Here is a 24,078-nt window from a genome sequence, read left to right as displayed (position 1 = left end):
ACACCTTCTCTTTAAGTTGATCAGTGGGTCGCGGGGGCCAGGTCGGCATTGCCGCCCTGACGGAAAGTGATCAGGGTCACCAGCAGCGCGAGAATCGCCAGTGCGGCGGCCGCCAGCGGCACGCTGGTCAGGCCGAAGCCGTGGGCAATCACGCTGCCGCCGACCCAGGCGCCGAGGGCGTTGCCAATGTTGAAGGCGCCGATGTTCAAGGTGGATACCAGGTTCGGCGCGGCCTTGCCGAAGGTCACCACATTGATTTGCAGCGCCGGCACGGCGGCGAACGAGGCGGTGGCCCACAGGAACAGGGTGATCTCGGTTGGGATCACCGCAACGCTGGTCCAGCTCAGCAGCGTGGACACCACCGCCATGCTGGTGAACACGCCGATCAAGGTGGCCGCCAGGCGCTTATCTGCCAGTTTGCCGCCGATGATGTTGCCCACGGTGAGGCCCAGGCCGATCAGCAACAGGGTCCAGGTCACGCCTTTGGGCGATACGCCGGTGACATCGCCGAGCAGCGGTGCGACATAGGTAAAGAGGGTGAACATCGACGCGGCAAACAGCGCAGTCATGCTCAGCGACAGCCAGATACCGGCACCCTTGAGGGCGGCCAGTTCGGCGCGCATGTCGAGTTTTTCTTCGTCACGCTTGGCGGGCAAGAAGCGAATAAGGCCGATCAAGGCGATCACGCCAATCACGGTCACGGCCCAGAAGGTCGAGCGCCAGCCGGCTTCCTGGCCCAGCGCCGTACCCAGGGGCACGCCCAGCACGTTGGCCAGGGTCAACCCGGTGAACATCAGCGCCACCGCCGACGCACGTTTGTTGGCCGGCACCAGGTTGGCCGCCACCACTGAACCAATCCCGAAGAAGGCACCGTGGCACAACGCCGTTACCACACGGGCAAACATCAGCACGTTGTAGTCGCTTGCCAGGGCACAGAGCAGGTTGCCGATAATGAAAATACCCATCAACGCTACCAGCGCCGCCTTGCGTGGCAGCTTGGCGGTAGCCAGTGCCATGAACGGTGCGCCGATGGCCACGCCCAGGGCGTAGCCGGTCACCAGCCAGCCGGCGCCGGGAATCGACACACCCAGGTCCGCCGCCACATCGGGCAGCAAGCCCATGATGACGAACTCGGTGGTGCCGATGGCGAAGGCGCTCAGGGCCAGTATGAGTAGCGAGAGGGGCATGGGGCGTGTCCTTGGTGATTACGGTGCGCTGAGTTCGTTGATGAGCGCCGTGAGAAAGGCTTGGATCACTTCCTCGTTGCGCTTGAAAAAGTGCCACTGCCCGGCCTTCTGGCTGCTGATCAACCCCGCCCGTTGCAAGGTGGCCAGGTGGGCCGACACGGTCGACTGGGACAAGCCGCAGCGCTGGTCGATCTGCCCGGCGCAGATGCCGTATTCGTGGTTGTGCAACTGCTCGGGGAACTGCACTTTGGGGTCTTTGAGCCAGGTGAGGATGTCTCGTCGTACTGGGTGCGCCAGGGCTTTTATTATTTCGTCGAGGTCGATGGACATGGCAGGGTGCTCGGTGTCGTAAAGCGTTATATCGCGATGAGGCGAACTTTAAATCGTCATATCCCGATATACCAATATGATTTTGATCTGAGGTCAAAGCGAATCGGTATATCGGGTTATAACGATATGTTGGTGGCAGTGGTAGACTGCGCGGCATGAATTATCTCGCACATCTGCACCTGGGCGGCCAACTTCCTGGGCAATTGCTGGGCAGCCTCTATGGCGACTTCGTCAAAGGCCGCCTGCAGGGCCAGTTCAGCCCGCAAATCGAAGCGGCGATCCAGCTGCATCGCTCCATCGACCGGTTCACCGACAGCCACCCCTTGGTGGGGGAGGCGTTGTCGCGTTTCAGCCAGACCCGCAGGCGCTATGCCGGCATCGTCCTTGATGTGTTTTTTGACCATTGCCTGGCGCGCGATTGGGCGCTGTATGCCGACCAGCCCCTGGAGCGTTTTACGTCCCAGGTGTATCGGGTGTTGGCGGCCGAACCCGCGTTGCCGGGGCGGCTGGCGCAGATCGCACCCTATATGGCAGCCGATGATTGGTTGGGCTCGTACCGCGAGTTTGCGGTGATGGACCAGGTGCTGCGGGGGATTTCGCGGCGGCTGACACAGCCTGAAGAGTTAGGGTATGCGATGCAGGAGTTGCGGGTTTTGTATGAGCCGCTGAGTGAGGACTTTCGACTGTTCTACCCAGAGTTGCAGAAGTTTGCACAATCTCAACTGACTACATGAGATCTGAATGTGGGAGCTGGCTTGCCTGCGATAGCGGCCTACCTGTTGAGAATGCTGTGGCTGACCCACCGCCATCGCAGGCAAGCCAGCTCCCACATTTTAGAGGGTGTTCACATTGCTTCAGGCGGCGAATGCTGGCCGAGCAGCCACTTGCTCAGTCTCCGGCACCGGCCCGAACAACGCCTTCTGCACCGCCTGCTGCGCCTGATACGCCAATGCCGCACGTTCCTGCCCAGCGCAAGCAATCGGCTTGAGCACATGAATCTCCACATCGCCGCGGTCATTGGAAAACAAGCGCATCAGGTGTGAGAGCAAATCATCATCGCCAATAAAGGGCGCCAGCGGGTCGACTTGGCCGTCGCGCAGATACCGAATCGCTACCGGCTGCAGTGACACATCCGCATCGATCGCGCTGGCCAGCAAGCGCCCATGAAACGTGCGCAGGCCGCGCCCGTCGGTGGTGGTGCCTTCGGGGAACATCAGCAAGGGGTGCTGTTGTTCCAGATGACGGGTCATCTGCTTGCGGATCAACTGGCTGTCACCTGAACCGCGACGAATAAACAGGCTGCCCGCCTTGGCCGCCAGCCAGCCCGCCACCGGCCAGGTACGCACCTCGGCCTTGGACAAAAACGACATCGGCGCCACCATGCCCAGCAACGGGATGTCCGTCCAGGACACGTGATTGCTCACCCACAGCATCGGCGTTTGCGGCAACTCGCCGTGCACCGTCACGCGAAAGGGCAGGGCGTTGGTCAGTCGCGCCATAAAGAAGCGTGACCAACGCTGGCGCCGCACCATCGAGTTAGCCACCCCCAGGCGCTCGAACAGGCCAAACACACTGGCCATGCTCAACCCCAGCCCCACCACCAACAACACGCGGGCGATGCGCCCGTAAATGCGCAGGCGGTTCATCACATGGCCGCCTTGAAGTGGCGCGCATAACGCGGGCACAACTCGTCGCGCTTGAGCAGGATAAACACGTCGGCCACCTGGAAGTCTTCATCCCAGCACGGCTCGCCGCAGATCTTCGCGCCCAGGCGCATGTAGGCCTTGAGCAGCGGCGGCATTTCGGCGATGACGTTGGACGGCAAGTCCAGGGCCGGCAGCGGTTTTTTTGGTTCGGCGCGCAGGTGTTCGTTGCACAGGTAGCGCTCGCGCAAGCGCTGCATGATCGCGTGGGCCTGGATGCCGCCATCGTGCATCGGGATGCTGGCGCAGCCCATCAGGTAGCAGTAGCCGCCCTGGTTGAGCACCTCGGCCAACTCGCCCCAGAGCACCGCGATGGTGCCACCATTGCGGTAGGCCGGGTCGACGCAGGTACGGCCGATTTCCAGGATCGGGCCCTGCAAGTGCAGCAGGCCATGCAGGCTGAATTCTTCTTCACTGTAGAACCGGCCCAGGGTGCTGGCCGCCTGGTGGTCGAGCAGACGGGTGGTGGCGACAAGTCGGCCGCTGTTCAAATCCCGCACGCCGATATGGCTGCAGTGAACATCATAGTCATCCATGTCCAGACCCAGTTCCGCGCCCTTCAGCTTGGCGTTGAACTCGCCGCTGAACACGTTGAACCGCAGGGCCTGGGCTTCCTGCAATGCCTGTGCGCCTACCAGGCGTTCGGCTTGCAGACGGCGTTCATTGCCTTTGTCGCTGATGCGGGCGATCTGAGTCATAGCGAGTCTCCGGGTGCCGGCCAGGTTGCGGCCAGTCGACTTTGTTGTCCAAAGTCAGGCTATGTAGCCTCGGTGTCAGCTCCATGAAGTTACGGTGACGGTTGGATGACAGGCCCCTTGTCGCAAATCTGTCACTGGCGTGGGCTAGGCTCGCGGGCTTGAATGCCCCCTTGAGTTCGCGTCCATGGTCCGAGGCCTGTTGTGCGTTGCCCTGCTGTTTGTCACCGTGAATGCCCGCGCTGAAATCTGGCCTGAAAAGGAGTGGGCCATGGGCACGCTTCTCGCCGGTCCCGCTGTCGATGCCCTGGACGCCTACGCTTTCCCACCCCGCGACGATGCCACCCGCACCGGTATTCGCACCGATGCGTTGCTGGTCATTCGTGACGGCCAAATCATTTATGAACGCTACGCCGCGCCCACCACTGCGAGCACGCCGCACCTGACCTGGTCCGTCAGCAAAAGCCTGATGGCTACCGTGCTGGGCGTGGCCTATGGGCAAGGCCGCTTCAAACTCAGCGACCCCGCTGCACGTTTCTATCCGGCGATGAAGCAGCATCCCAAGGTGAGCATGGCCGACCTGCTGCACTGGGCCTCGGGGTTGGATTGGCAGGAAGACTACGAATACGCCCCATTGAAATCTTCGGTGGTGGCGATGCTCTACACCCGTGGCCACACCGACATGGCGCAATTCGCAGCGGATACCGATGCGGTCGCCGCTCCGGGTCAGGCTTTCCGTTATTCCAGTGGCGACAGCACTATCCTGTCCGCTGCGCTCAAGGGCATGCTCGGCCACAAGGCCTACATGACCTACCCGTGGGACGCGCTGTTCCAGCCCCTGGGCATTCGCGACGCAACCTGGGAAACCGATGCCGATGAGACGTTTGTCGCGTCATCCTATGCCTACCTCACGGCCCGCGATCTGGCACGAGTAGGGCTACTGATGGCGCGAGATGGACGTTGGGGCGAGCGGCAACTGCTGCCCCAGGACTGGGTCGCCTTCAACCGCAGGCCCTTCGACCACTACAAAGCCGGCCAGGATGAAGCCGTGCCGGGCGGCCATTGGTGGCTCAACACCGGCGCCCCCCAACCCTGGCCCGGCGCACCGGCCACCACCTTCGCCGCGCTGGGGCACTGGGGCCAGGCGCTGTTTGTGCTGCCCGACGAACACCTGGTGATCGTGCGCTACGGCGATGATCGGGATGGCAGTTACCGGCATAACGAACTGCTCCAACGCGTGCTGGCGGCGGTGCGCTCATGATCCGTCGTCATCCATTTATCAGCGTTTTACTGGTGTTGTTTATCGCACTCTTGGGCTGGGTTTGGCATGAACGCGTCAACCTGCAAGCCTTCCCCGACATCATCGCGGCGTACACCGCCAAGGAGTACTGCTCGTGCCGGTACGTGGCCAACAACCCGGCGCAGTATTGCCTGGGGTATGTGAAGCAGTACGTGCCCATCAGTGCGTTTATCGATACGCCGGAACGCAGTGAAGTGACGGCAAGTGGGTTGGGGCGTACGCATACAGCGCGATGGATGGGCAACCGCCAAGGCTGCCGCCTGACTCCCTGACACCCCCATCACCCCCTGTGGGAGCGGGCTTGCTCGCGAATGCGGTGGGTCAGTCAACACATGTATTGGCTGGTATTGCGCATTCGCGAGCAAGCCCGCTCCCACAGGGAATATGCGCTGGCAGTTAGATCCGGGGACGCAATGGCGCTGGTTTTTTGCTGATGTCGGACCTCTGCTGAGGCCCGTTTGAGCTACCTGAACTTCACAAGCATCGCTGCAACTACCCCCCATGTGAATGACGTGAACATCAGCGTCATATTGACGATCAGACGTCGTTTCAGACGAGCTGGAAATGTTTCGATATCAGCAGGGTTTACATCACCGGTAAGAACATAAGCCCTCGGCCACACGACCATCCCCGCGATTTTTGATATTTCCAAGAGTGACCAAATCAAGCCCCGTTTTCCCAGGCTATCTCCCCAGAGGTAGATATACCGACTGTTTTTCAAAGCCTCCTTTAATGCGTCCAGATGACGGTGGCTCAGGTGCAAACTATGAGCGATCCCGGCAACTGAGAGCAGACCTGGGGCCCCCAAAACAATGATTGCAGCCCAGGGAGGCCAAGTGTCGATACTGGTCATGGTTGAGTCATTTCGTAAATTTTTTCTCCGATAGCTTCGCCAGTCATACTACCAACAGTCGTACCCATCCATGCGCCTGTCCCTACTATAGCTGCGATGCATACAACACCTCCGATACCTCCAGTGGCTACGCCAATCGCCAGGCAGATCGGACCACTGGCAGAACTAGCCATCGCGCCACCTGCAACGCCGAGGGCAGTTGAAAGCCCAAATTTTCCGCCTTCAGTAAACTTGACCTTTTCGCAAGCTGGTCCAGATTCGCCGTTACACACCTGCTCAATAGCCGTCAGCGAAGACACTCCGCCAATCCCAATCGCGATGTAACCGCCCGCCTTCATGTATCTGGCCGCACGGCTGGTCGCTTCCACATGCGCCGAATAACCCGGAATCTGCCCAGGCCCACCCGCTTTGTCCCAATGATGTACCAAGCTGCGACTGGAAATGCCGAGGGCCGTTTTCAACTTGGGATGGTCGCCCAGGGTGGTTTGGCCACGCAGTCGAGTGGAGTTCAACAGATGGGCATCCAGCTGGTTCATAAGACGCTGTCGATCCGCGAAGAACTGGGGCGATTTAAGGTGACCGTGCTGACGATAATTTTGTTGATGCAGGCGCTCGATGGCTTGGAGGGTGTCGCGCAGGTTGTTCAGGTGAGTTTCCATCACCACAGCGCTGACGCCGAGCCAGGTTGAGGTATGGCCGATAAAGCCAGCGATCTCGGCACCGTGGCGATAGAGAAAGTCAGCCTCGTCCGGCGTCAGCTCATCCAGTGATGCGCTGACGTGTTGAGCCGCCTGCATCAGTTGCGCTTCCTGATAGGTGCAGGAGGTGTTGTTCGGGTCGCTGAGCACGATCATCGAGCCGGCTTTGACGGGCCCTGTGTTGGGATTCAGCGATTGAAACTTGCGCATTACAGCCGGGTCGAGCGTCGGAAAAAGTGTGGCTTCCAGCGCCTCGCGGCTCATGCTTTTGGGCACGATGTAAAAACCTGGCTCTTCGCCTATGAGCGCTTTAAATGCGGCAAATGCGGATTGGGGCGACTCACTTGGCGAGGTGGAGGTGCGTTGAGAGGACGCTGCCCAGTGGGTTACTGGCTGGACCGGCTCAGCGGCCAGTCTGTTGGCGCTTACGACCGAGCCACCTCTGCCATGGTACTCGCCGAATAACGCCAAAGGAATCAGCTCGGCTTTACAGGGACAGCCGCTGTAACTATCCACCGTACCGGCAACAAGCTGGCCATTGCTCTCCATGAAGGAAATGCCGCCGATGATCTTGTACGTTTGCCCATCCTTGCCGCAGGTAACTGGGTCACCTTCGCAGGCACGAAGACGGCCATTCATGTGGGTTGTTTGATCTACGCCCAGCACTTCCCCGCCGCAACTGGTTTTGTCACCTTGACAGATGAAATGACCTACGCTCATTTTTTCGCCTCTTATCCGTGTTTTTTAGCCGTGCTTTCCTGCTCGTCTCGATAAGAAAACTGACGCGTGGCGCCTTTAAATCGAGGTAAACGAGTAAGGAAAAGTCACGTAGCAAGCCAAACTCTGGAGAGGGATTTACTTAGGGTAAAGTCAGACGATTCCGTGAGTTTCGTCGTATAAATCTGATAGGTCTGCGGCGCCACTTGTGGCGAGGGAGCTTGCTCCCGGTAGCGGTGGGGCAGTTACAAATGTTTGGCTGACACTCCGCCATCGCAGGCAAGCCAGCTCCCACCTATGGATGTGTGTGGGTCCACGGAAAAAAGCTCGACCCTGAGGTTCCACAGAGTGGAACCACCTTTGATTGTCCTCACGCCCACATCGCGCTTAGCTGTCGATGTGTCGCCAACAAGAACGGGACCACCCGCCTGTGAGGAGAATCACCATGCGCCCGCACCAGCACATCCTGGATTGGCTCAGCGACGTTGCCAGCGACTTGCACGCTGTGCGTCACGATATCCATGCCCATCCCGAACTCGGCTTTGAAGAGAACCGCACCTCAGCGTTGGTCGCACAGTCACTTAAAGAGTGGGGTTACGAGGTGCACACCGGCATCGGCAAGACCGGTGTGGTCGGCGTGCTGCGCAATGGTAACAGCTCGCGCACGTTGGGGATTCGTGCCGATATGGACGCCTTGCCCATCATCGAAAATACCGGCGCGGCCTACACCAGCCAGCACGCCGGTTGCATGCATGCCTGCGGCCATGACGGCCATACCACCATGTTGCTCGGCGCCGCGCGTTACTTGGCGGCGACGCGGCAATTTCACGGCACTTTGAACCTGATTTTCCAACCCGCCGAAGAAGGCCAGGGCGGCGCCGAGGCGATGTTGGCGGACGGTTTGCTGGAGCGTTTTCCCTGCGAGGCGTTGTTCGGTATGCACAATATGCCGGGCTTGCCGGCGGGGCATCTGGGCTTGAGAGTGGGGCCGATGATGGCCTCTCAGGATCTGCTTACCGTGACGCTTGAAGGCGTAGGTGGCCACGGCTCGATGCCGCATTTGACCGTGGACCCGCTGGTGGCGGCGGCGAGCATGGTCATGGCCTTGCAGACGGTGGTGGCGCGCAATATCGACACCCAGGAAGCCGCCGTGGTCACGGTCGGCGCCTTGCAAGCGGGGCAAGCCGCCAATGTGATTCCCCAGCAAGCCCTGCTGCGCCTGAGCCTGCGCGCACTTAACCCCAAGGTACGCGAACAGATGCTGGAGCGGGTCAACGCAATCATCCAGACCCAGGCCGCCAGCTTCGGCTGCACCGTGCAGGTCGAACACCGCCCGGCCTACCCGGTACTGGTCAACCACGCCGAAGAAACCGAATTCGCCCGCCAAGTCGGCGTGGCCTTGCTCGGTGCCGACGCCGTGGATGGCAACACCCGCACGCTGATGGGCAGCGAAGACTTCGCCTGGATGCTGCAACGCTGCCCCGGCAGTTACCTGTTTATCGGCAACGGCGTGTCGCGGCCGATGGTGCACAACCCCGCCTATGACTTCAACGACGACATCCTGCTGACCGGCGCCGCCTATTGGGGCGCGCTGGCCGAGAGCTGGCTGAAGCCAGCCGGCTAACCCGAACCCTTGTAGGAGCGAGCTTGCTCGCGAAAAACCCACAGGCGACACGTGCTCCCTAATAGCGCTGCGTCATCGTTGACGACCTTCGCGAGCAAGCTCGCTCCTACAGTAACGTCTTTTTCTGCCGCTGGACCCTTTCCCTGATCGGTTGAATGGAGTGTTCCTCATGCAGACTGCAAAACCTGGTGTCTCGCGCACCCGCCAAGTGGTGGCGGCCGTGATCGGCAACGCGTTGGAGTGGTATGACTTTATCGTCTACGGCTTTCTGGCCAGCATCATCGCCCGGCAGTTCTTTCCCTCGGAGGACGAGTACGCCTCGCTGCTGATGGCGCTGGCCACCTTCGGCGTGGGCTTTTTCATGCGTCCGGTGGGCGGCATCCTGTTGGGCATCTACTCCGACCGCAAAGGCCGCAAGGCGGCGATGCAGTTGATTATCCGGCTGATGACCGTGTCCATCGCGCTGATCGCCTTCGCGCCGAACTATGCCGCCATCGGCATGGGCGCGCCGTTGTTGATCGTGGTGGCGCGCATGCTCCAGGGCTTTGCCACTGGCGGTGAGTACGCGAGCGCCACGGCATTTCTGGTAGAGAGCGCGCCAGCCCATCGCAAGGGCTTGTATGGCTCCTGGCAATTGGTGGGGCAGTGCCTGGCGGTGTTCGGTGGGGCGGCGATGGTGGCGTTGGTCACGCATTTCTTTTCGCCCAAGACCCTCGACCTGTGGGGCTGGCGCCTGCCGTTTGTGCTGGGCTTGTTGATCGGCCCGGTGGGGTTGTGGATCCGTCGGCACATGGAAGACCCGGAAGAATTCATCGAAGCGCGCAAGCAAGCCACCGGCCCGGCGCCGAGCCTCATGCAAGTGCTGCGTGAGCATCGGCGCAGTATCTTGGTGTCGATGGGCCTGGCGTGCGGCGCGACGGTGTCGTTTTATGTGGTGCTGGTGAACATGCCGACCTTCGCCCACAAGAACCTCGGCCTGCCGCTGGACCAGGTGTTGATGGTGCAGATGTTTGCGGTGGCGCTGATGACCGTGGTGATCCCCTTGTCCGGCCTGCTCTCGGATCGGTTGGGGCGGCGGCCGGTATTGATGGCCTTCACCCTGGCGTTTTTCGTGATGGTCTACCCGCTGTATGTGTGGGTGGCCGCCGCGCCGTCCATTGAGCGCTTGCTGGTGATGCAGGTGATGTTGTGCACCGCGATTGGCGGGTTCTTCGGGCCAGCGCCGACGGCATTGGCCGAGCAGTTCCCCATTGAGGTGCGCTCCACCGGCGTGTCGGTGGCCTATAACGTGGCGGTGATGGTGTTCGGTGGTTTCGCGCCGTTGATCGTGACCTGGCTGAGCAAAGTGCTGGGCACACCGGTGGCGCCGTCGTTTTATGTATTGTTTGCGTGCGTGCTGACGCTGCTGGGCACTTATTGCATGCGCGAGGCACCGCGTGCGAGTAAGCCGCTGCCGTTTTCCAGAGAGGTGAAGCCTTGAGTATTGTTGATTGGGATGCCACTGAACTGTCGCGAGCCATTCATGGGCGGCAGGTGTCGTGTGAAGAAGTGATGCAGGCGTATCTGGCGCAGATCCAGCGCTTTAACCCCGGCGTGAATGCGCTGGTGTCACTGCGCGACAGCGAGGCCGTGCTGGCCGAAGCGAGGGCCTGCGATCGCGAGTTGGACCAGGGCCACTCCCGTGGCTGGATGCATGGCATGCCCCAGGCCATCAAGGACCTGGCGGCCACCCAGGGCTTGCGCACCACCTTGGGCTCACCGCTGTTCGCCGAGCATGTGCCGGGCGAAGACGCCATCAGCGTGGCGCGGGTGCGGGCCAGTGGTGCGATCATCATCGGCAAGACCAACGTGCCGGAGTTCGGCCTGGGCTCCCACACCTACAACACGCTGTTCGGCACCACCGGCAATGCCTATGACCCGCGCCTTGCAGCTGGCGGCAGCAGTGGCGGGGCGGCGGTGGCTTTGGCGCTGCGTATGCTGCCGGTGGCCGACGGCAGCGACATGATGGGCTCGCTGCGCAACCCGGCGGCGTTCAACAACGTGTTCGGCTTGCGCCCCTCCCAAGGGCGGGTGCCCCACGGGCCGATGGCGGAGCTGTTCGTGCAGCAACTGGGCACCGAAGGCCCGATGGGGCGCAGCGTCACGGATGTGGCGCGGTTGCTGAGCATCCAGGCCGGTTACGATCCCCGCGCGCCGCTGTCCTCCCAGGCCGATCCGGCGGTGCTGGGCCAGCCGTTGCAGCGCGACTTCAAGGGAGCACGCCTCGGTTGGCTGGGGGACTACAACGGTTATCTGCCGATGGATGATGGCGTGATGAGCCTGTGCGAGGCGGCGCTGGACGATTTCGCCAGGCTGGGCTGTGAAGTGCACAGCTGCCAACCGGACTTTTCCATGGCGCGCCTGTGGCGCTGCTGGCTGGTACACCGCCATTGGCTGGTGCACGGCAACCTCGGCGCGGCCTACGCCAACCCGAAAAAACGCGCACTGCTCAAACCCGAGGCCCAGTGGGAAGTGGAGGGCGGCCAGGGTTTGAGCGCTCAACAGGTGTACCAGGCGTCGGTGGACCGCAGTGAGTGGTACCGCGCCTTGGCCAAGTTGTTTGAACGTTACGATTTCCTGCTGTTGCCCACCGCTCAGGTGTTCCCTTTCGATGCACAACAGCCGTGGCCACGCCTCGTCGGCGGGCGTGAAATGGACACTTATCACCGCTGGATGGAAGTGGTGATCGGCCCGACCCTCGCCGGTTTGCCGAGCATGAGCATCCCCGTGGGCTTCAACCCCCAGGGCTTGCCCATGGGCCTGCAAATCATTGGCCCGGCCCAGGCCGACAGGGCCGTGCTGCAATTGGCCTACGCCCATGAGCAACTGACCCAATGGGTACAACGGCGGCCGCCGGCGTGCCTTGCAACGACCCGCTGAGCGCTGACCGGGCCTGTATCTTGCTGTGAAAAAAAGATCATCCACCGGCAACAGGGAGATCGAACATGGAGACAGGCACCGTACGCTCGGTTGAGCGCGCACTGGCAATCGTCGAGTTGCTGGGCGAGCACCAGGCCCTGGGGCTGGAAGAGCTGCACTACCTCACGTGCCTGCCCAAGGCCACGGTGTCGCGCATGTTGCTGACCTTGCAGGAGCAGGGTTGGGTCTATCGGGGCCTGAGTGATCGACGTTACCGCCTGCGTGCCCGGCGCTTATTCGGCGATACCCAGCAACGCTTCAAGCGCCAGGTGGTGGAGAGCGCCGCGCCCTGGTTGCTGGAACTCAGCGAGCGCACCGGGCTGGTGGTGGATTTGTCGTGCTTCGATGGCGAACGCCTGGAGGTCATGGAAAGTGCGATCCCCAGCGTGTTGCGCAAGCTGTACCCGAACAACTGCCAGATCGTCGGCCAGTACGCCAGCCTGTTCCACTCGGCGATGGGCAAGGCGTGCCTGACGCAATTGCCGGCCGAAGAAGTACAGCGCCTGGCAGGCCGCAATCATATGGCGGCGGACGAGCACTATCGCGCCTGCGAGCAAACCCAGCACCAGGGCTTCGGCCAGCGTACCGAGGGCTATTGGGAATATCCTGTGCGTTTGCCGTTCCTGATCCGGGCGGTGGCGCTGCCGGTGCGCGCCAATGGCCGCCTGGTGGGGAGCATGGCGTTGCATTGGCCGATGCATCAGGCGCCGGTGGAGCGTGTGCTGAATTTGCATATGGGCAGCCTTGAAGAAACGATCTGCGAAGTGCAGCGAGCGCTGGTTTGATAGTCACCGCCGAATAAATGTGGGAGCGGGCTTGCTCGCGAAGGCGGTGTATCAGCTACACATGTATTGACTGGCACTGCGCTTTCGCGAGCAAGCCCGCTCCCACAATGAATTTGCGCCGTTCATGAGATTGCGCTTATGGTTCGCTCAGGTTTTCCCCCGCGAGTCTTCAATGTCAATCAAACCCTTGGCCTTCGCCCTTTTGGCCGCTGCAGCAGTGCCCGCCCACGCCGACTGGTACCTGGATAACGAATCCTCACGCCTGTCCTTCGTCACCACCAAAAACACCGAGATTGCCGAAGTGCAGCGCTTCCTGGTGCTGCACGGCAAGGTCGATGCCAAAGGCGCGGCTCAGTTGGAAGTGGAACTGGAGTCGATCAACAGCGGCATCCCGCTGCGCGACGAGCGCATGCGTAGAGAGCTGTTCGAGATCAAGACCTTCCCCGAAGCGCAGATCAGCGCGCAGATCAATCTGCAACCCATCAACGACCTGGCGTCCGGCGCGCAGTTGGAATTGCGCCTGCCCCTGAGCGTCACGCTGCACGGCAAGACCCAGACCTACAGCGCCGAGCTGTTGGCCACGCGCCTGGATGATCGACGCTTCCAAGTGGTGACCCTGGAGCCTGTGGTATTGCATGCCGAGGATTTTGACCTGGCACCGGGTGTAGCCGCCTTGCGCAAGGCAGCGGGGCTCAAGTCGATCAGTTTGTCAGTGCCGGTGGGTGCGGTGCTGATCTTCACGGCGCGCTGACATGAGCGGCGCAGTGTTCCCATGGCGCAGCGCCAATCAGTTCGAATTGCTGATCGACGGGCCGAATTTCTTTCCGCAGATGCTGGTGGGCATCGCCCGGGCCGAGCAGCAGGTTGACCTTGAGTTGTACCTGGTCGAAGCCGGGGCCTGCGCCGAAGCGATGGTGCAGGCACTGGTGCTGGCCGCCGAACGCGGCGTGCACGTGCGTTGCCTGTTCGACGATTACGGCAGCCTGGCGTTTACCCTGGGGCTGCGCAAGCGCTTGACCGATGCCGGCGTGGAGTTGCGCTTTTACAACCGTCTGAGCTGGCGGCGCTGGATGCGCAACCTGTATCGCGATCACCGCAAGTTGCTGCTGATTGATCAGCGTGTCGCCGTGGTCGGTGGTACGGGCGTCACCGACGAATTCTGGACGCCGGGCCAAGACACCGCCGACTGGCACGAAGTGATGGTGCAAATCAGCGGCCCGCTGGTGCTGGACTGGCAGGCCCTGTTCGACCGGCAATGGCACGCTAACGCCGCGCGCCGAGAATGGAAACCGGCGACCCATTTCGGTTTGCCCCGCTTGCCCAAGGTGCCCGCTACCGGGCCGGGGCTGGGCCGCGTTGCGTATGCCGATGCGCGTCAGCACCGCGACATTCTGCAATCGTTGATTCGCGCCTTGAACAGCAGCAAATCGCGTATCTGGCTGGCGACCCCGTACTTCCTGCCCACCTGGAGCGTGCGCCGTGCCTTGCGCCGGGCGGCTGGGCGCGGTGTGGACGTGCGTCTGTTGCTCACCGGGCCGCGCACCGATCACCCGTCGGTGCGTTACGCCGGGCACCGTTATTACCCGCGCCTGCTGCGTTCAGGCGTGCAGATCTTTGAATACCAGCCGTGCTTTTTGCACCTGAAGATGGTGCTGGTGGACGATTGGGTGAGCATTGGCTCATGCAATTTCGACCACTGGAATCTGCGCTTCAACCTGGAAGCCAACCTGGAAGCACTGGACCCGCAATTGACGGCAGCGGTGGTGGGCAGTTTCGAAGCGGACTTTGCCCAGAGCCAGGCGGTGAGCCTGGAGGCATGGAAGGCGCGGCCGTTGTGGCGGCGGGTGAAGCAGCGAGTGTGGGGCTGGATTGATCGTCTGGTGGTGAACCTGCTGGATCGACGCGGCTAGGCGGGCCACCTCAACCCAATGTAGGAGCGAGCTTGCTCGCGAAAAACGTCAACGATAACGCGTGCTAGGATCGTTCCCACGCTCTGCGTGGGAACGCATACGGTGACGCTCTGCGTCACAAGAGCGGACGCAGAGCGTCCAGGGCGGCATTCACGCAGAGCGTGGGAACGATCACAGCTTCAGATCAGAGCAGTTCGAAGGTTTGTTGCTGCACGTCCTGGGAGTCCAACCCGATCTGCACATTGAACTCACCCGGTTCGGCCGCGTACTTGAGCTGGCTGTTGTAGAACTTCAGGTCGTCCTCGGTAATGGTGAAGTGCAGCGTGCGCGCTTCGCCGGCCTTGAGCATGACCTTCTGGAAGTTCTTCAGCTCCTTGATCGGGCGGATCATCGAACCGGCCACGTCCTGGATATACAACTGCACAACCGTTTCGCCGTCGACCTTGCCGGTGTTCTTCACGGTGACGCTGGCGTCGAGCTTGCCGGTCTTGTTCAGGGTGGTGGACGACAGCGCCATGTCCGAGAGGCTGAACGTGGTGTAGCTCAGGCCATAGCCAAACGGAAACAGGGGGCCTGTGGTGTCATCGAAGTACTGCGAGGTGTAGTTGCCCGGCTTGCCTGGGGTGAATGGCCGGCCGATGGTCAGGTGGTTGTAGTAGGTCGGAATCTGCCCAACGGAGCGAGGGAAGGTGATCGGCAGCTTGCCCGATGGGTTGTAGTCGCCAAACAGCACGTCGGCAATGGCGTTGCCGCCTTCTGTACCGGAAAACCAGGTTTCCAGGATCGCATCGGCCTGTTGGTTTTCTTCCAGAATCGACAGCGGACGGCCGTTCATCAGCACCAGCACCAGCGGCTTGCCGGTGGCTTTGAGGGCCTTGATCAAGTCGCGCTGGCTTTGCGGGATGTTCAGGTCGGTGCGGCTCGACGACTCGTGGGACATGCCACGGGACTCGCCCACCGCCGCGACGATTACGTCGGCGTTGTTCGCCGCCTTCACCGCTTCATCAATCAGCACTTGGGCAGGGCGCGGGTCGTCCACCACTTCCGGGGCGTCGAAGTTGAGGAAGTTGAGGTAGTCGAGCACCGCTTTGTCGCCGGTAATGTTGGCGCCACGGGCATAGAGCACTTTGCCTTTTTCGCCGATCACGGCGTTCATGCCGTCGAGCAGGGTCACTGATTGCGCGGGCCGGCCGGCAGCAGCCCAACTGCCCATCATGTCGATGGGCGCCTTGGCCAGCGGGCCGACCAGGGCAATGGTCGCGGATTTTTTCAGCGGCAGGGTGTCGTTGTGGTTTTTCAGCAACACCAGGCTGCGGCGCGCAATGTCGCGGGCCTCGGCCCGGTGCAGGCGGCTGTCGGCGTAGGTGTCGACCGGGTCATCCTCGGCCTTGCCGATGCGCAGGTACGGGTCCTTGAACAGGCCCATGTCGTACTTGGCGCCGAGCACTTCGCGCACGGCGTTGTCGATGTCGCTCTGCTGGATCTCGCCGGACTTGAGCAACCCAGGTAATTCCTTGCCGTACAGCGAGTCGTTCATGCTCATGTCGATGCCGGCCTTGATCGCGAGCTTAGCGGCTTCACGCCCGTCCTTGGCCACGCCGTGCTTGATCAGCTCGAAAATTGCACCGTGGTCGCTGACGGTCAGGCCCTTGAAGCCCCAGTCCTTGCGCAGCAGGTCGTTCATCAGCCAGGTGTTGGCAGTGGCGGGCACGCCGTTGATCGAGTTGAGCGCCACCATCACGCCGCCGGAGCCGGCCTTGATCGCCGCGTGGTAGGGCGGCAGGTAGTCCTGGTACATCTTGACCGGGCTCATGTCGACCACGTTGTAGTCCCGCCCGCCTTCCACCGCGCCATAGAGGGCAAAGTGCTTGACGCTGGCCATGAGGCTGTCGGCATTCGCGGGGCTGGTGCCCTGGAACGCCTTGACCATCACTTCGCCAATGCGTGACACCAGGTAGGTGTCTTCACCGAAACCTTCGGAGGTGCGGCCCCAGCGTGGGTCGCGGGAGATATCGACCATCGGCGCAAAGGTGATGTCGAGGCTGTCGGCGGCGGCCTCCTGGGCAGCGATGCGCCCGGAGCGGCCAATGGCGTCCATGTCCCAGCTGGAGGCCAGGGCCAGGCTGATCGGGAAAATGGTGCGGTGGCCGTGGATCACGTCGTAGGCGAAGAACATCGGGATCTTCAAGCGGCTGCGCATGGCCGCGTCCTGCATCGGCCGGTTTTCCGGGCGAGTGATGGAGTTGAACGTGCCACCGATGCGGCCGGCGGCGATTTCCTTGCGGATCAGCTCGCGGGGCATTTCCGGGCCGATGCTGATCAGGCGCAATTGGCCGATCTTCTCATCCAGGGTCATTTGCTTGAGCAGGTCGCTGACAAAGGCGTCCTTGTCGTTAAGCGCAGCAGGCTTTGTTTCTGCCCAGACGGGGTGGGTGGCCAGCGTGGCAACAAGGCCGAGCAAACACAGCTTTTTCATGAATATCCTTTTTCGGCTACTGCGCAGCATTGAAAGCGATGCTGTCGGCCAAAATGTGGGGAACGTCTATTGTTGTTCGGGTGTTGTTCAGATAAATGCAGCACACTCTGAACTCTTTTTCGCGCTGGGCATCTTTGTAGCTGATTGGCTCGAAGCATTCCAGTGGTGGCGGATTATGCCCCAAGCGCGTGGTTTATAGGGTTAGTCGTCACATTCCATCCAGATTGGGCAGGAGAAACACCATGCAAGCAGCACACACTTATCGCTGGGGCTTCAAGGCTGCGGCGCTGTTACTGATCAGCAGCGTGCTGAGCGGTTGCGGCATCAACAACATCCCGACCCTGGACGAACAGGCCAAGGCCGCCTGGGGCCAGGTGCAGAACCAGTACCAGCGCCGTGCCGACCTGATCCCCAACCTGGTGGAAACGGTGAAGGCGTATGCCGCCCACGAACAGGAAACCCTCACCGCGGTGATTGAAGCGCGGGCCAAGGCCACCTCGATCCAGGTGGATGCCAGCACCCTGGACAACCCCGAAAAACTCAAGCAGTTCCAGCAAGCCCAGGATGGCCTGAGCGGCGCACTCAGCCGTTTGATGGTGGTGTCCGAGCGTTACCCGGACCTGAAGGCCAACCAGAACTTCCTGGCCTTGCAATCGCAACTTGAAGGCACCGAGAACCGCATCGCCGTGTCTCGTCGTGACTTTATCCAAGCCGTGCAGGCTTACAACACCGAGATCCGTACTTTCCCGGGCCGCCTGTGGCACAGCGTGATGTACAGCGATTTGCCGATCCGTGCCACGTTTGAAGCCACCAGCGCCGATGCCGACAAAGCGCCGCAAGTGAAGTTCAAATAAGGCTGCACTGAGGTGTCGATGCGTTTATTACGGATAGGCCTGGCGCTGTGGCTGTTGGCCTGCGTGGGCGTGGCCCAGGCGGCGCTGACCTTCCCGGCGCTGACCGGGCGGGTTGTAGACAGCGCGCAGATGATCGACCCAGCGGTGCGCGAGCAACTGACCCAGCAATTGCAGGCGCTGGAGCAAACCTCGGGCGACCAGTTGGTGGTGGTCACCGTGCCCGACCTGCAAGGCGTGCCCATTGAGGACTACGGTTATCAATTGGGCCGCCAGTGGGGCATTGGCCAGAAGGGCAAGGACAACGGCGCGCTGTTGATCGTCTCCCGTGATGACCGCCAGTTGCGCATCGAAGTCGGCTATGGCCTGGAAGGCGTGCTGACCGATGCGCAATCCTGGGTGATCATCAACCAGGTGATCCTGCCCAAGTTCAAGGCCGGCAATTTCAGCCAGGGCATCAGCGATGGCGTGGCCGCGATGATCCAGGTGGTGGGCGGTGAGCCCTTGGCGGTGCCGGCCCATGTGGCAGATGCCAACTTCGCCATGGATAATCCCGGCTTTTCCATCGGCCTGTTTATTCTGCTGATCGGCGTGCTGTGGTTGTGCAACCGCATGGGCTTGCCGGTAGGCGCCATCCTGCTGGCGATTCTCAACAGCAGTGGACGCGGCGGCGGTGGGGGCGGCGGTGGCGGTGGTTTCCGCGGCGGCGGCGGGGGCTTTGGCGGTGGCGGGGCTTCGGGCGGCTGGTAATGACAATAACGAAAATAGAGCATCTACAACCATGGCATTACTGACTGAACACGAGCAGCGCCAAGTCGCCGAAGCGATCGCCCGGGTCGAGAAAACCACCGACGCGGAGTTGGTCACCGTGCTGGCGGCGCGCGCCGACGACTACGCTTACATTCCGTTGCTGTGGGCGAGCTTGATTGCGTTGGTGGTGCCTGGCGTGGTGCATTACCTGTCGGGCTACTTGACCATGTACACCTTGCTGGTGGCGCAGTGGGCGACGTTCATTGTGCTGTGCCTGGTGTTCCGTTTGCCCAAGGTCACCACCCGGCTGATCCCGCGCTCGGTACGCCACTGGCGTGCGTCCAACCTGGCGCGGCGGCAGTTTATGGAGCAGAACCTGCACCACACGGTGGGCAGCACCGGGGTGCTGATTTTTGTCAGCGAGGCCGAGCGTTATGTGGAGATCCTGGTGGATGAAGGGATTTCCAAGCGCCTGGATGACAGCAATTGGGACGCCATTGTCCAGGCGTTTACCCAGCAAGTGAAACAGGGGCAGACGCTGGCCGGGTTTATCGCCTGCGTTGAAGCCTGTGGCGAGTTGCTCAAGGTGCATGTGCCGGTGACCCAAACCCGCAACGAGCTGCCCAATCGCCTGGTCGTACTCGAATAACCGCTTTTTTGTAGGAGCGAGCAAGCTCGCTCCTACACAGGGCAGCTGATTGACCGTTGATCAAATAACCCCGTGCCCTGAACCCCCATCCCGCCTAAAATGCCCGGCATTCTTTACCCGAGGCGTTTTTGTTCATGTCCGTCACCGCTCAACCTGCCCGCCCTGCGCCGGATCATCATGCCCAGTTCATCGAACTGTTGAGTGCAAGCCTGGCGCAGAACGCTTTTATCAAGCTGGTGCTGGCCAAGTACGTCGGTGAAGAAGCCGAACTGCAGCGGCTGATCATCAAGCCGGTGGTGGTCAAGGAGCAGCCCTGCCTGTCGTTCGTCTATCGCTACAAGACTCGCGACATCACCAAGAACTTTCCCGTGGCCGACGGCGTGGCGGCGATTGCCGAGCTGTTGCCCAACTCGTTCAAGAACGCGCACTTGCTGGCGCTGACCGACGAAGCCCAGTTGGAATACAGCAAGAAGAACAAAAGCTCGTTGTTCAAAAGCAAACCGCAGCAACTGCGCGAGGCGCCGTCGGCCGAGCATAACCGTGAAAAAAATCGCTTCCTCGACCTGAGCCGGCCGTTCCTCGCCGACCTGGGCGTGACCGACGCCAAGCAGGCGCTGATCCCCTCGATGTCGCGCAAGTGGAAGCAGATCAACAAGTTCATCGAAGTGTTCAGCCATGCGCTGACGTCGTCGCCGTTGCAGCTCGACCGCCCGGTGCGTGTCGCCGATTTCGGCTCGGGCAAGGGCTACCTGACCTTCGCCATTCACGATTACCTGCGCAATACCCTCAAGGCCGAGGGCGAGGTCACCGGTGTCGAGTTGCGTGAAGACATGGTCACCCTGTGCAACAGCGCCGCCGCACGCCTTGAACACCCGGGGCTGGTGTTCAAATGCGGCGATGTACGCAGCGTGGCGCCCAGTGAGCTGGACGTGATGATTGCCTTGCACGCCTGCGACATCGCCACTGACTACGCGATACACACCGGCATCCGTTCCGGCGCGTCGATCATCATGTGCTCGCCGTGCTGCCACAAACAGATTCGCCTGCAGATCCAGAGCCCGGCGCTGCTCAAGCCGATGCTGCAATACGGCCTGCACCTGGGCCAGCAGGCTGAAATGGTCACTGACAGCCTGCGTGCGTTGTTCCTTGAAGCCTGTGGCTATGAGACCAAGGTGTTCGAGTTCATCTCGTTGGATCACACCAACAAGAACAAGATGATCCTGGCGGTCAAACGTGCCGAGCCTGTGGACAATGCGCAGCTATTGGCGAAAATCCAGGAGCTCAAGGCGTTCTATCACATCACTGAGCACTGCCTGGAAACCCTGTTGCGCGGGGATGGCTATCTGGCCTGAAATGGGCGCGGTTCGCTGTGGGAGCTTGCTCCCGTGACGGCCCCGGCGGCCAGTGCATATCTACCTGACGCCCCGCGATCCAAATGTGGGCTTGCCTGCGATGACGGCCTGCCAGCCGACACCTATCTAGCTGACGCCCCGCGATCCAAATGTGGGAGCTGGCTTGCTCGCGAAGGCGGCCTGGCAGGCGACACAGTTGGATTGTGTACATATCCATTGCTGCGGTAACGGCCGCTTAGGGTTCCGCCCTGACGGCGGCTCACTTTTGAACAGCGCAAAAGTAAGCAAAACGCTCTTGCCCCACCACTCGGCACCTCGCCTAGGCTCGGTGTGCCCGTAATCCGCCAGTGATTTGGGGGGCCGCCGCCACGCGCCATCCATGGCGCGGGGCGGCTAAACCGGCATCCCTGCCGGTTTACCCCCCAAATCCCTGTCGAATTCCGGCCAGCGTGGTTTAACGGGGCGCCTGAGATCAAGATCACAAGCAGATCAAGATCAAGAGCGACTCGCTTCGCATCGTGGTTACCGTCTGCTGCTACAGCCCAAAAGTTGTGTAGATACCTATGGCTATCGCAGGCAAGCCACACACACATTTGGAATACGTGTGTGCTTAGAAGAACCGCGTCACGCTGATCTTCGCATCACGCCCCTTGGTGTACGCCCGGTCGCCGCTCAAGGCTGGGCGGAAGTTTTTGTTGAACAGGTTGTCCACCGTGAAGTTCACCTCGGTGCCTTTGAGGTACGCCTGTTGCGGTGTCCATTTGGCGAACAGGCCCTGGGTGTTGTAGCGCTTGTTGCCGTATTGGTCGTAGAACAGATCGCCGATGCTGGAGCCTGGGCCGCCGGAGTATTTGTCGCTGGGCAGGCGGTCGGTGGCGCCGATGAATTGGCCCATCCAGCCCACTTGGGCATCCCAGGCCGGGATGTGGGTGCCCAGGACCAGCACCCATTTGGTCGGCGGGATGTCTCGTGCGGCTACGTCCGGGCCCCAAGGGTTGGTGTAGGCGCCTTGGTGCTGGCCCTTGGCATAGGCGAACGACACCGAGCCAAACAGGTAGGTGGAGTTGTAGATCGACTCGAGCTCAACGCCCTTGATGGTCAGGCTGCCGATATTGCGGTAGTTGGACATCGGCCCAGGCGGGCACGCTGAAGCGATGCTGCCGCCGTTGACAGCCTGGTTCTGGCAGCCTACGCCGGTGGCCTTGAAGATCTCGTCTTCGACCTTGTTGTGGAACAGGGTGGTGCGCAGTTGCAGGTTGTCGTCCTGGGCGATCAGGTTGTCGAAGCTGGTGATGTTGCCCAGGGTGATCGAGGTAATGCGCTCCGGGTCCAGGTCGACGCTGGTGGCGGTGCGGCTGCCCACGCCCTGCACTTCGTATTGTTCGTCGATTACCGGGGCGCGCCAGGTCTGGCTCCAGTTGGCGAACAGCCCCACATTCGGCGTCACGGTCCAGAACAGCGCCAAGCGTGGCGACCAGCCGGTGTAGGTGCGGTCGCTGTAGTCGTGACCCACTGCTGGGTTGGGGTTGTTGTAGTAGGGCGCATCGTTGCCTTCGCCGCGGTTGCGCACATGGTCATAGCGCAGCGACGGTGTGATCGTCACGTCGCCCAACGTCACCGCGTCCTGGATAAAGAGGCTGTTGGTATCGACTTTGCCGTGGGGCATGAAGCCCGGCTGGAAGTGCCCGTAGTTGTAGCGCGGCGTGTTGTAGGTGGCGCCGGGCATCCACATTTCGGTTTCGCGGGTGTGCTTGCGCACTTGCCCGCCGACCGTCACGGCATGCTGCAAGGGGCCGGTGTCGAACAGGCTGACGTTACGGATATCCAGGAGCTTGTCGGTGTAGGCGGTGTCCATCTTGCGCCCACCGGTGGCCAACTGGAAAAACGCCGTGGCGTCACGCTCATCGGTCTGCTCGGTGTTGGACTGGGAGTACTTGATGGTCAGGTCCACCAGCGGGTTGTCCAGCGGCTGGTATTCATACTTGCCCGACCAGGTGGTGTCGACCGTGTCACGGTGGGCGAGAAAACGTTTCAACGCGCCTTCGTAGCCGTAGCGGTCGATGTTGAACTGGGTGGGCGGCGTGGGGTAGCTGGCGGCGGAAAACGGCGTCCAGCGGTTGCTGTGGGAGCGCGAGTACGACAGCCCGACGCTGTGCTCATCGGTAAAATGCGCGTTGACCTTGAACAGCTTGCCGTCCACATCCTGGGCGCTGTTGGGCAGGCGCTGGGGGTTGATCGGGTACTCATTGTTGTCGTTGGGCAACTTGGCGGCCACTTTCATATCGCCGCCGTCGCGTTGGGTCAGGTAGGCCAGCGCATCGAAACGGCCATCGTCGGTACGGCCGTACACGGCACTGCTGTAGACCTGCTCATGGTCGTTGCTGGAGTAACCATATTTGAGCATCGCACCGCTGTTGCGGCCGTCCTGGAGCAGGTCGGGGGCGTCCTTGGTGACCATGTTGACCGTGCCGCCGAAGCCGCCATTGCCGGTGAACGGCGAGTTGGGGCCTTTTTCCACTTCGATGCGCTTGATCAGCTCGGGCTCGATAAACACCGTGCCTTGCTGGTAACGCTCAAAGCCTGTCTTGGTGGCACCGTCAACGGTCAGCGGTACGTCTTCGGCATCGCCGAAACCACGGATGTTGATGGTCTGGCCACCGGGTTTCAGCGAGCCGCCCTGGCTGACACCGGGCAAGGTCTGCAACAGGCTGGGGATGTTATTGGACTGGTAGCGGTCGATGTCGGCCTGGGTCAGGGTGGAGCGGTTGACGGTGCTGGCGTTTACCTCATTGCCGGTGCCGATCACGCTCAGGGTGTCCAACTGGATCGCGCCACCGCTGGTGGTTTTGCCCGCATCGGGGCGCACCACGTAGGTACTGCCGACCTTGAGCAGGATGAGTTCACCGTTCTTGAGCAGGGAGCGAATGGCCACTTCCGGGGTGTAGTCACCGTTAAGCGCCGGGGCCTGCACGTTCTTGAGCAGGGTTTCATCGAACAGCAGCTGGATTTTCGCCTGCTGGGCCACCTGGCTCAGGGACGTGGCCAACGGCTGGGCCGGCAGGTGCAGCTTGAACGACTCGGCCTCGGCGCAGAGGCTCAAGGCCAGGCACGTGGCCATGAGTGTCGGTCGAAGAAACAGGTGCGAAGCGTGGCAAGGCGCGCGAAACATGAAATCCCCCGGAGCGGCTAAATAGCCAAAAAGGTGTGCGTATCAAACACAGACAGGAGGAAGACGGGGCA

The 24,078-nt window shown here is 61.4% G+C and carries 21 protein-coding genes; 13 read left to right on the top strand and 8 right to left on the bottom strand.

The features are described 5' to 3' along the window. Nucleotides 1-20 precede the first annotated feature (20 nt). Both PSH76_RS20800 and PSH76_RS20795 read right to left on the bottom strand, forming a co-directional pair. Nucleotides 21-1,187, bottom strand: coding sequence for an MFS transporter (locus PSH76_RS20800; protein WP_305492850.1), 1,167 nt, complete (start codon nt 1,185-1,187; stop codon nt 21-23). Between the two features lie 18 nt (nt 1,188-1,205). Next, the gene (locus PSH76_RS20795) at nt 1,206-1,517 is read right to left on the bottom strand and encodes a helix-turn-helix transcriptional regulator (RefSeq protein ID WP_102666650.1); all 312 of its coding nucleotides are present in this window, start codon (nt 1,515-1,517) and stop codon (nt 1,206-1,208) included. 155 nt (nt 1,518-1,672) lie between these two features. Here PSH76_RS20795 and PSH76_RS20790 point away from each other — a divergent pair, with 155 nt between their 5' ends. Beyond that, the gene (locus PSH76_RS20790; RefSeq protein ID WP_032893105.1) at nt 1,673-2,251 is read left to right on the top strand and encodes an ACP phosphodiesterase; all 579 of its coding nucleotides are present in this window, start codon (nt 1,673-1,675) and stop codon (nt 2,249-2,251) included. 120 nt (nt 2,252-2,371) lie between these two features. Here the strand turns inward: PSH76_RS20790 and PSH76_RS20785 are convergent, their stop codons facing one another. Together PSH76_RS20785 and olsB are read right to left on the bottom strand one after the other, a co-directional pair. Beyond that, on the bottom strand, nt 2,372-3,163 hold the full coding sequence (locus PSH76_RS20785; RefSeq protein WP_032893104.1) for a lysophospholipid acyltransferase family protein: 792 nt from the start codon (nt 3,161-3,163) through the stop codon (nt 2,372-2,374). Further along, nucleotides 3,163-3,918, bottom strand: coding sequence for an L-ornithine N(alpha)-acyltransferase (olsB, locus tag PSH76_RS20780; protein WP_305492849.1), 756 nt, complete (start codon nt 3,916-3,918; stop codon nt 3,163-3,165). The genes PSH76_RS20785 and olsB overlap by 1 nt, the downstream gene beginning before the upstream one ends. A 184-nt stretch (nt 3,919-4,102) precedes the next feature. Between olsB and PSH76_RS20775 the strand changes: the two genes are divergently transcribed. After that, on the top strand, nt 4,103-5,176 hold the full coding sequence (locus PSH76_RS20775; RefSeq protein ID WP_305492848.1) for a serine hydrolase: 1,074 nt from the start codon (nt 4,103-4,105) through the stop codon (nt 5,174-5,176). Further along, a complete protein-coding gene (locus PSH76_RS20770) occupies nt 5,173-5,487 on the top strand; it encodes a hypothetical protein (protein WP_047710263.1) in 315 nt (104 codons plus the stop codon). Before PSH76_RS20775 ends, PSH76_RS20770 begins: the two co-directional genes overlap by 4 nt. Nucleotides 5,488-5,678: 191 nt before the next feature. Here the strand turns inward: PSH76_RS20770 and PSH76_RS20765 are convergent, their stop codons facing one another. Beyond that, nucleotides 5,679-6,068 carry a hypothetical protein gene (locus PSH76_RS20765; protein WP_305492847.1) on the bottom strand — a complete coding sequence of 130 codons (390 nt, stop codon included), beginning with the start codon at nt 6,066-6,068 and terminating at the stop codon, nt 5,679-5,681. Continuing rightward, the gene (locus PSH76_RS20760) at nt 6,065-7,486 is read right to left on the bottom strand and encodes a PAAR domain-containing protein (RefSeq protein WP_305492846.1); all 1,422 of its coding nucleotides are present in this window, start codon (nt 7,484-7,486) and stop codon (nt 6,065-6,067) included. The genes PSH76_RS20765 and PSH76_RS20760 overlap by 4 nt, the downstream gene beginning before the upstream one ends. Nucleotides 7,487-7,928: 442 nt before the next feature. Here PSH76_RS20760 and PSH76_RS20755 point away from each other — a divergent pair, with 442 nt between their 5' ends. From PSH76_RS20755 to PSH76_RS20730, 6 genes are all read left to right on the top strand, one after another. Further along, nucleotides 7,929-9,107 carry a M20 aminoacylase family protein gene (locus PSH76_RS20755; protein ID WP_003189359.1) on the top strand — a complete coding sequence of 393 codons (1,179 nt, stop codon included), beginning with the start codon at nt 7,929-7,931 and terminating at the stop codon, nt 9,105-9,107. Between the two features lie 169 nt (nt 9,108-9,276). Then, nucleotides 9,277-10,587, top strand: a complete 1,311-nt coding sequence (locus tag PSH76_RS20750) for a citrate-proton symporter (RefSeq protein ID WP_305492845.1) — start codon at nt 9,277-9,279, stop codon at nt 10,585-10,587. Next, nucleotides 10,584-12,026: an amidase gene (locus tag PSH76_RS20745; RefSeq protein WP_305492844.1), complete on the top strand. Its 1,443-nt coding sequence runs from the start codon at nt 10,584-10,586 to the stop codon at nt 12,024-12,026. The genes PSH76_RS20750 and PSH76_RS20745 overlap by 4 nt, the downstream gene beginning before the upstream one ends. Nucleotides 12,027-12,091: 65 nt before the next feature. After that, complete coding sequence (locus PSH76_RS20740; protein ID WP_098952488.1) at nt 12,092-12,850, top strand: helix-turn-helix domain-containing protein; 759 nt, start codon at nt 12,092-12,094, stop codon at nt 12,848-12,850. A gap of 172 nt (nt 12,851-13,022) precedes the next feature. Continuing rightward, entirely contained in the window at nt 13,023-13,601 is a 579-nt protein-coding gene (locus PSH76_RS20735) for a YceI family protein (protein WP_044272720.1), read from the top strand. A gap of 1 nt (nt 13,602) precedes the next feature. After that, on the top strand, nt 13,603-14,760 hold the full coding sequence (locus PSH76_RS20730) for a phosphatidylserine/phosphatidylglycerophosphate/cardiolipin synthase family protein (protein WP_032893094.1): 1,158 nt from the start codon (nt 13,603-13,605) through the stop codon (nt 14,758-14,760). A 184-nt stretch (nt 14,761-14,944) separates the two neighbouring features. Here the strand turns inward: PSH76_RS20730 and bglX are convergent, their stop codons facing one another. Continuing rightward, nucleotides 14,945-17,236 carry a beta-glucosidase BglX gene (gene bglX, locus PSH76_RS20725; protein WP_305492843.1) on the bottom strand — a complete coding sequence of 764 codons (2,292 nt, stop codon included), beginning with the start codon at nt 17,234-17,236 and terminating at the stop codon, nt 14,945-14,947. 242 nt (nt 17,237-17,478) lie between these two features. On the opposite strand from bglX, the gene PSH76_RS20720 reads away from it, so the two are divergent. The 4 genes from PSH76_RS20720 (at nt 17,479) to PSH76_RS20705 (ending at nt 20,838) form a co-directional block, all read left to right on the top strand. Continuing rightward, the gene (locus tag PSH76_RS20720; RefSeq protein WP_014717327.1) at nt 17,479-18,090 is read left to right on the top strand and encodes a LemA family protein; all 612 of its coding nucleotides are present in this window, start codon (nt 17,479-17,481) and stop codon (nt 18,088-18,090) included. 18 nt (nt 18,091-18,108) lie between these two features. Next, nucleotides 18,109-18,837, top strand: a complete 729-nt coding sequence (locus PSH76_RS20715) for a YgcG family protein (RefSeq protein ID WP_032893092.1) — start codon at nt 18,109-18,111, stop codon at nt 18,835-18,837. A gap of 31 nt (nt 18,838-18,868) precedes the next feature. Continuing rightward, nucleotides 18,869-19,486, top strand: a complete 618-nt coding sequence (locus PSH76_RS20710) for a TPM domain-containing protein (RefSeq protein ID WP_032893090.1) — start codon at nt 18,869-18,871, stop codon at nt 19,484-19,486. A 134-nt stretch (nt 19,487-19,620) separates the two neighbouring features. Beyond that, nucleotides 19,621-20,838 (top strand): SAM-dependent methyltransferase, encoded by a 1,218-nt coding sequence (locus PSH76_RS20705; protein WP_305492842.1) that lies wholly within the window; start codon nt 19,621-19,623, stop codon nt 20,836-20,838. 610 nt (nt 20,839-21,448) lie between these two features. Here PSH76_RS20705 and PSH76_RS20700 read toward each other — a convergent pair. Next, nucleotides 21,449-24,007, bottom strand: a complete 2,559-nt coding sequence (locus PSH76_RS20700) for a TonB-dependent receptor (protein WP_305492841.1) — start codon at nt 24,005-24,007, stop codon at nt 21,449-21,451. Nucleotides 24,008-24,078 lie beyond the last annotated feature (71 nt).

The organism is Pseudomonas sp. FP215 (assembly GCF_030687795.1).
GTDB classification, from domain to species: Bacteria; Pseudomonadota; Gammaproteobacteria; order Pseudomonadales; family Pseudomonadaceae; genus Aquipseudomonas; species Aquipseudomonas salmasensis.
This window is presented reverse-complemented; position numbering and strand designations above follow the sequence as displayed.

Bases quoted from the DNA above. Each gene is read 5' to 3' on its own strand.
- PSH76_RS20800 (WP_305492850.1), bottom strand. From the start codon at position 1,187: ATGCCCCTCTCGCTACTCATACTGGCCCTGAGCGCCTTCGCCATCGGC.
- PSH76_RS20795 (WP_102666650.1), bottom strand. From the start codon at position 1,517: ATGTCCATCGACCTCGACGAAATAATAAAAGCCCTGGCGCACCCAGTA.
- PSH76_RS20790 (WP_032893105.1), top strand. From the start codon at position 1,673: ATGAATTATCTCGCACATCTGCACCTGGGCGGCCAACTTCCTGGGCAA.
- PSH76_RS20785 (WP_032893104.1), bottom strand. From the start codon at position 3,163: ATGAACCGCCTGCGCATTTACGGGCGCATCGCCCGCGTGTTGTTGGTG.
- olsB (WP_305492849.1), bottom strand. From the start codon at position 3,918: ATGACTCAGATCGCCCGCATCAGCGACAAAGGCAATGAACGCCGTCTG.
- PSH76_RS20775 (WP_305492848.1), top strand. From the start codon at position 4,103: ATGGTCCGAGGCCTGTTGTGCGTTGCCCTGCTGTTTGTCACCGTGAAT.
- PSH76_RS20770 (WP_047710263.1), top strand. From the start codon at position 5,173: ATGATCCGTCGTCATCCATTTATCAGCGTTTTACTGGTGTTGTTTATC.
- PSH76_RS20765 (WP_305492847.1), bottom strand. From the start codon at position 6,068: ATGACCAGTATCGACACTTGGCCTCCCTGGGCTGCAATCATTGTTTTG.
- PSH76_RS20760 (WP_305492846.1), bottom strand. From the start codon at position 7,486: ATGAGCGTAGGTCATTTCATCTGTCAAGGTGACAAAACCAGTTGCGGC.
- PSH76_RS20755 (WP_003189359.1), top strand. From the start codon at position 7,929: ATGCGCCCGCACCAGCACATCCTGGATTGGCTCAGCGACGTTGCCAGC.
- PSH76_RS20750 (WP_305492845.1), top strand. From the start codon at position 9,277: ATGCAGACTGCAAAACCTGGTGTCTCGCGCACCCGCCAAGTGGTGGCG.
- PSH76_RS20740 (WP_098952488.1), top strand. From the start codon at position 12,092: ATGGAGACAGGCACCGTACGCTCGGTTGAGCGCGCACTGGCAATCGTC.
- PSH76_RS20735 (WP_044272720.1), top strand. From the start codon at position 13,023: ATGTCAATCAAACCCTTGGCCTTCGCCCTTTTGGCCGCTGCAGCAGTG.
- PSH76_RS20730 (WP_032893094.1), top strand. From the start codon at position 13,603: ATGAGCGGCGCAGTGTTCCCATGGCGCAGCGCCAATCAGTTCGAATTG.
- bglX (WP_305492843.1), bottom strand. From the start codon at position 17,236: ATGAAAAAGCTGTGTTTGCTCGGCCTTGTTGCCACGCTGGCCACCCAC.
- PSH76_RS20720 (WP_014717327.1), top strand. From the start codon at position 17,479: ATGCAAGCAGCACACACTTATCGCTGGGGCTTCAAGGCTGCGGCGCTG.
- PSH76_RS20715 (WP_032893092.1), top strand. From the start codon at position 18,109: ATGCGTTTATTACGGATAGGCCTGGCGCTGTGGCTGTTGGCCTGCGTG.
- PSH76_RS20710 (WP_032893090.1), top strand. From the start codon at position 18,869: ATGGCATTACTGACTGAACACGAGCAGCGCCAAGTCGCCGAAGCGATC.
- PSH76_RS20705 (WP_305492842.1), top strand. From the start codon at position 19,621: ATGTCCGTCACCGCTCAACCTGCCCGCCCTGCGCCGGATCATCATGCC.
- PSH76_RS20700 (WP_305492841.1), bottom strand. From the start codon at position 24,007: ATGTTTCGCGCGCCTTGCCACGCTTCGCACCTGTTTCTTCGACCGACA.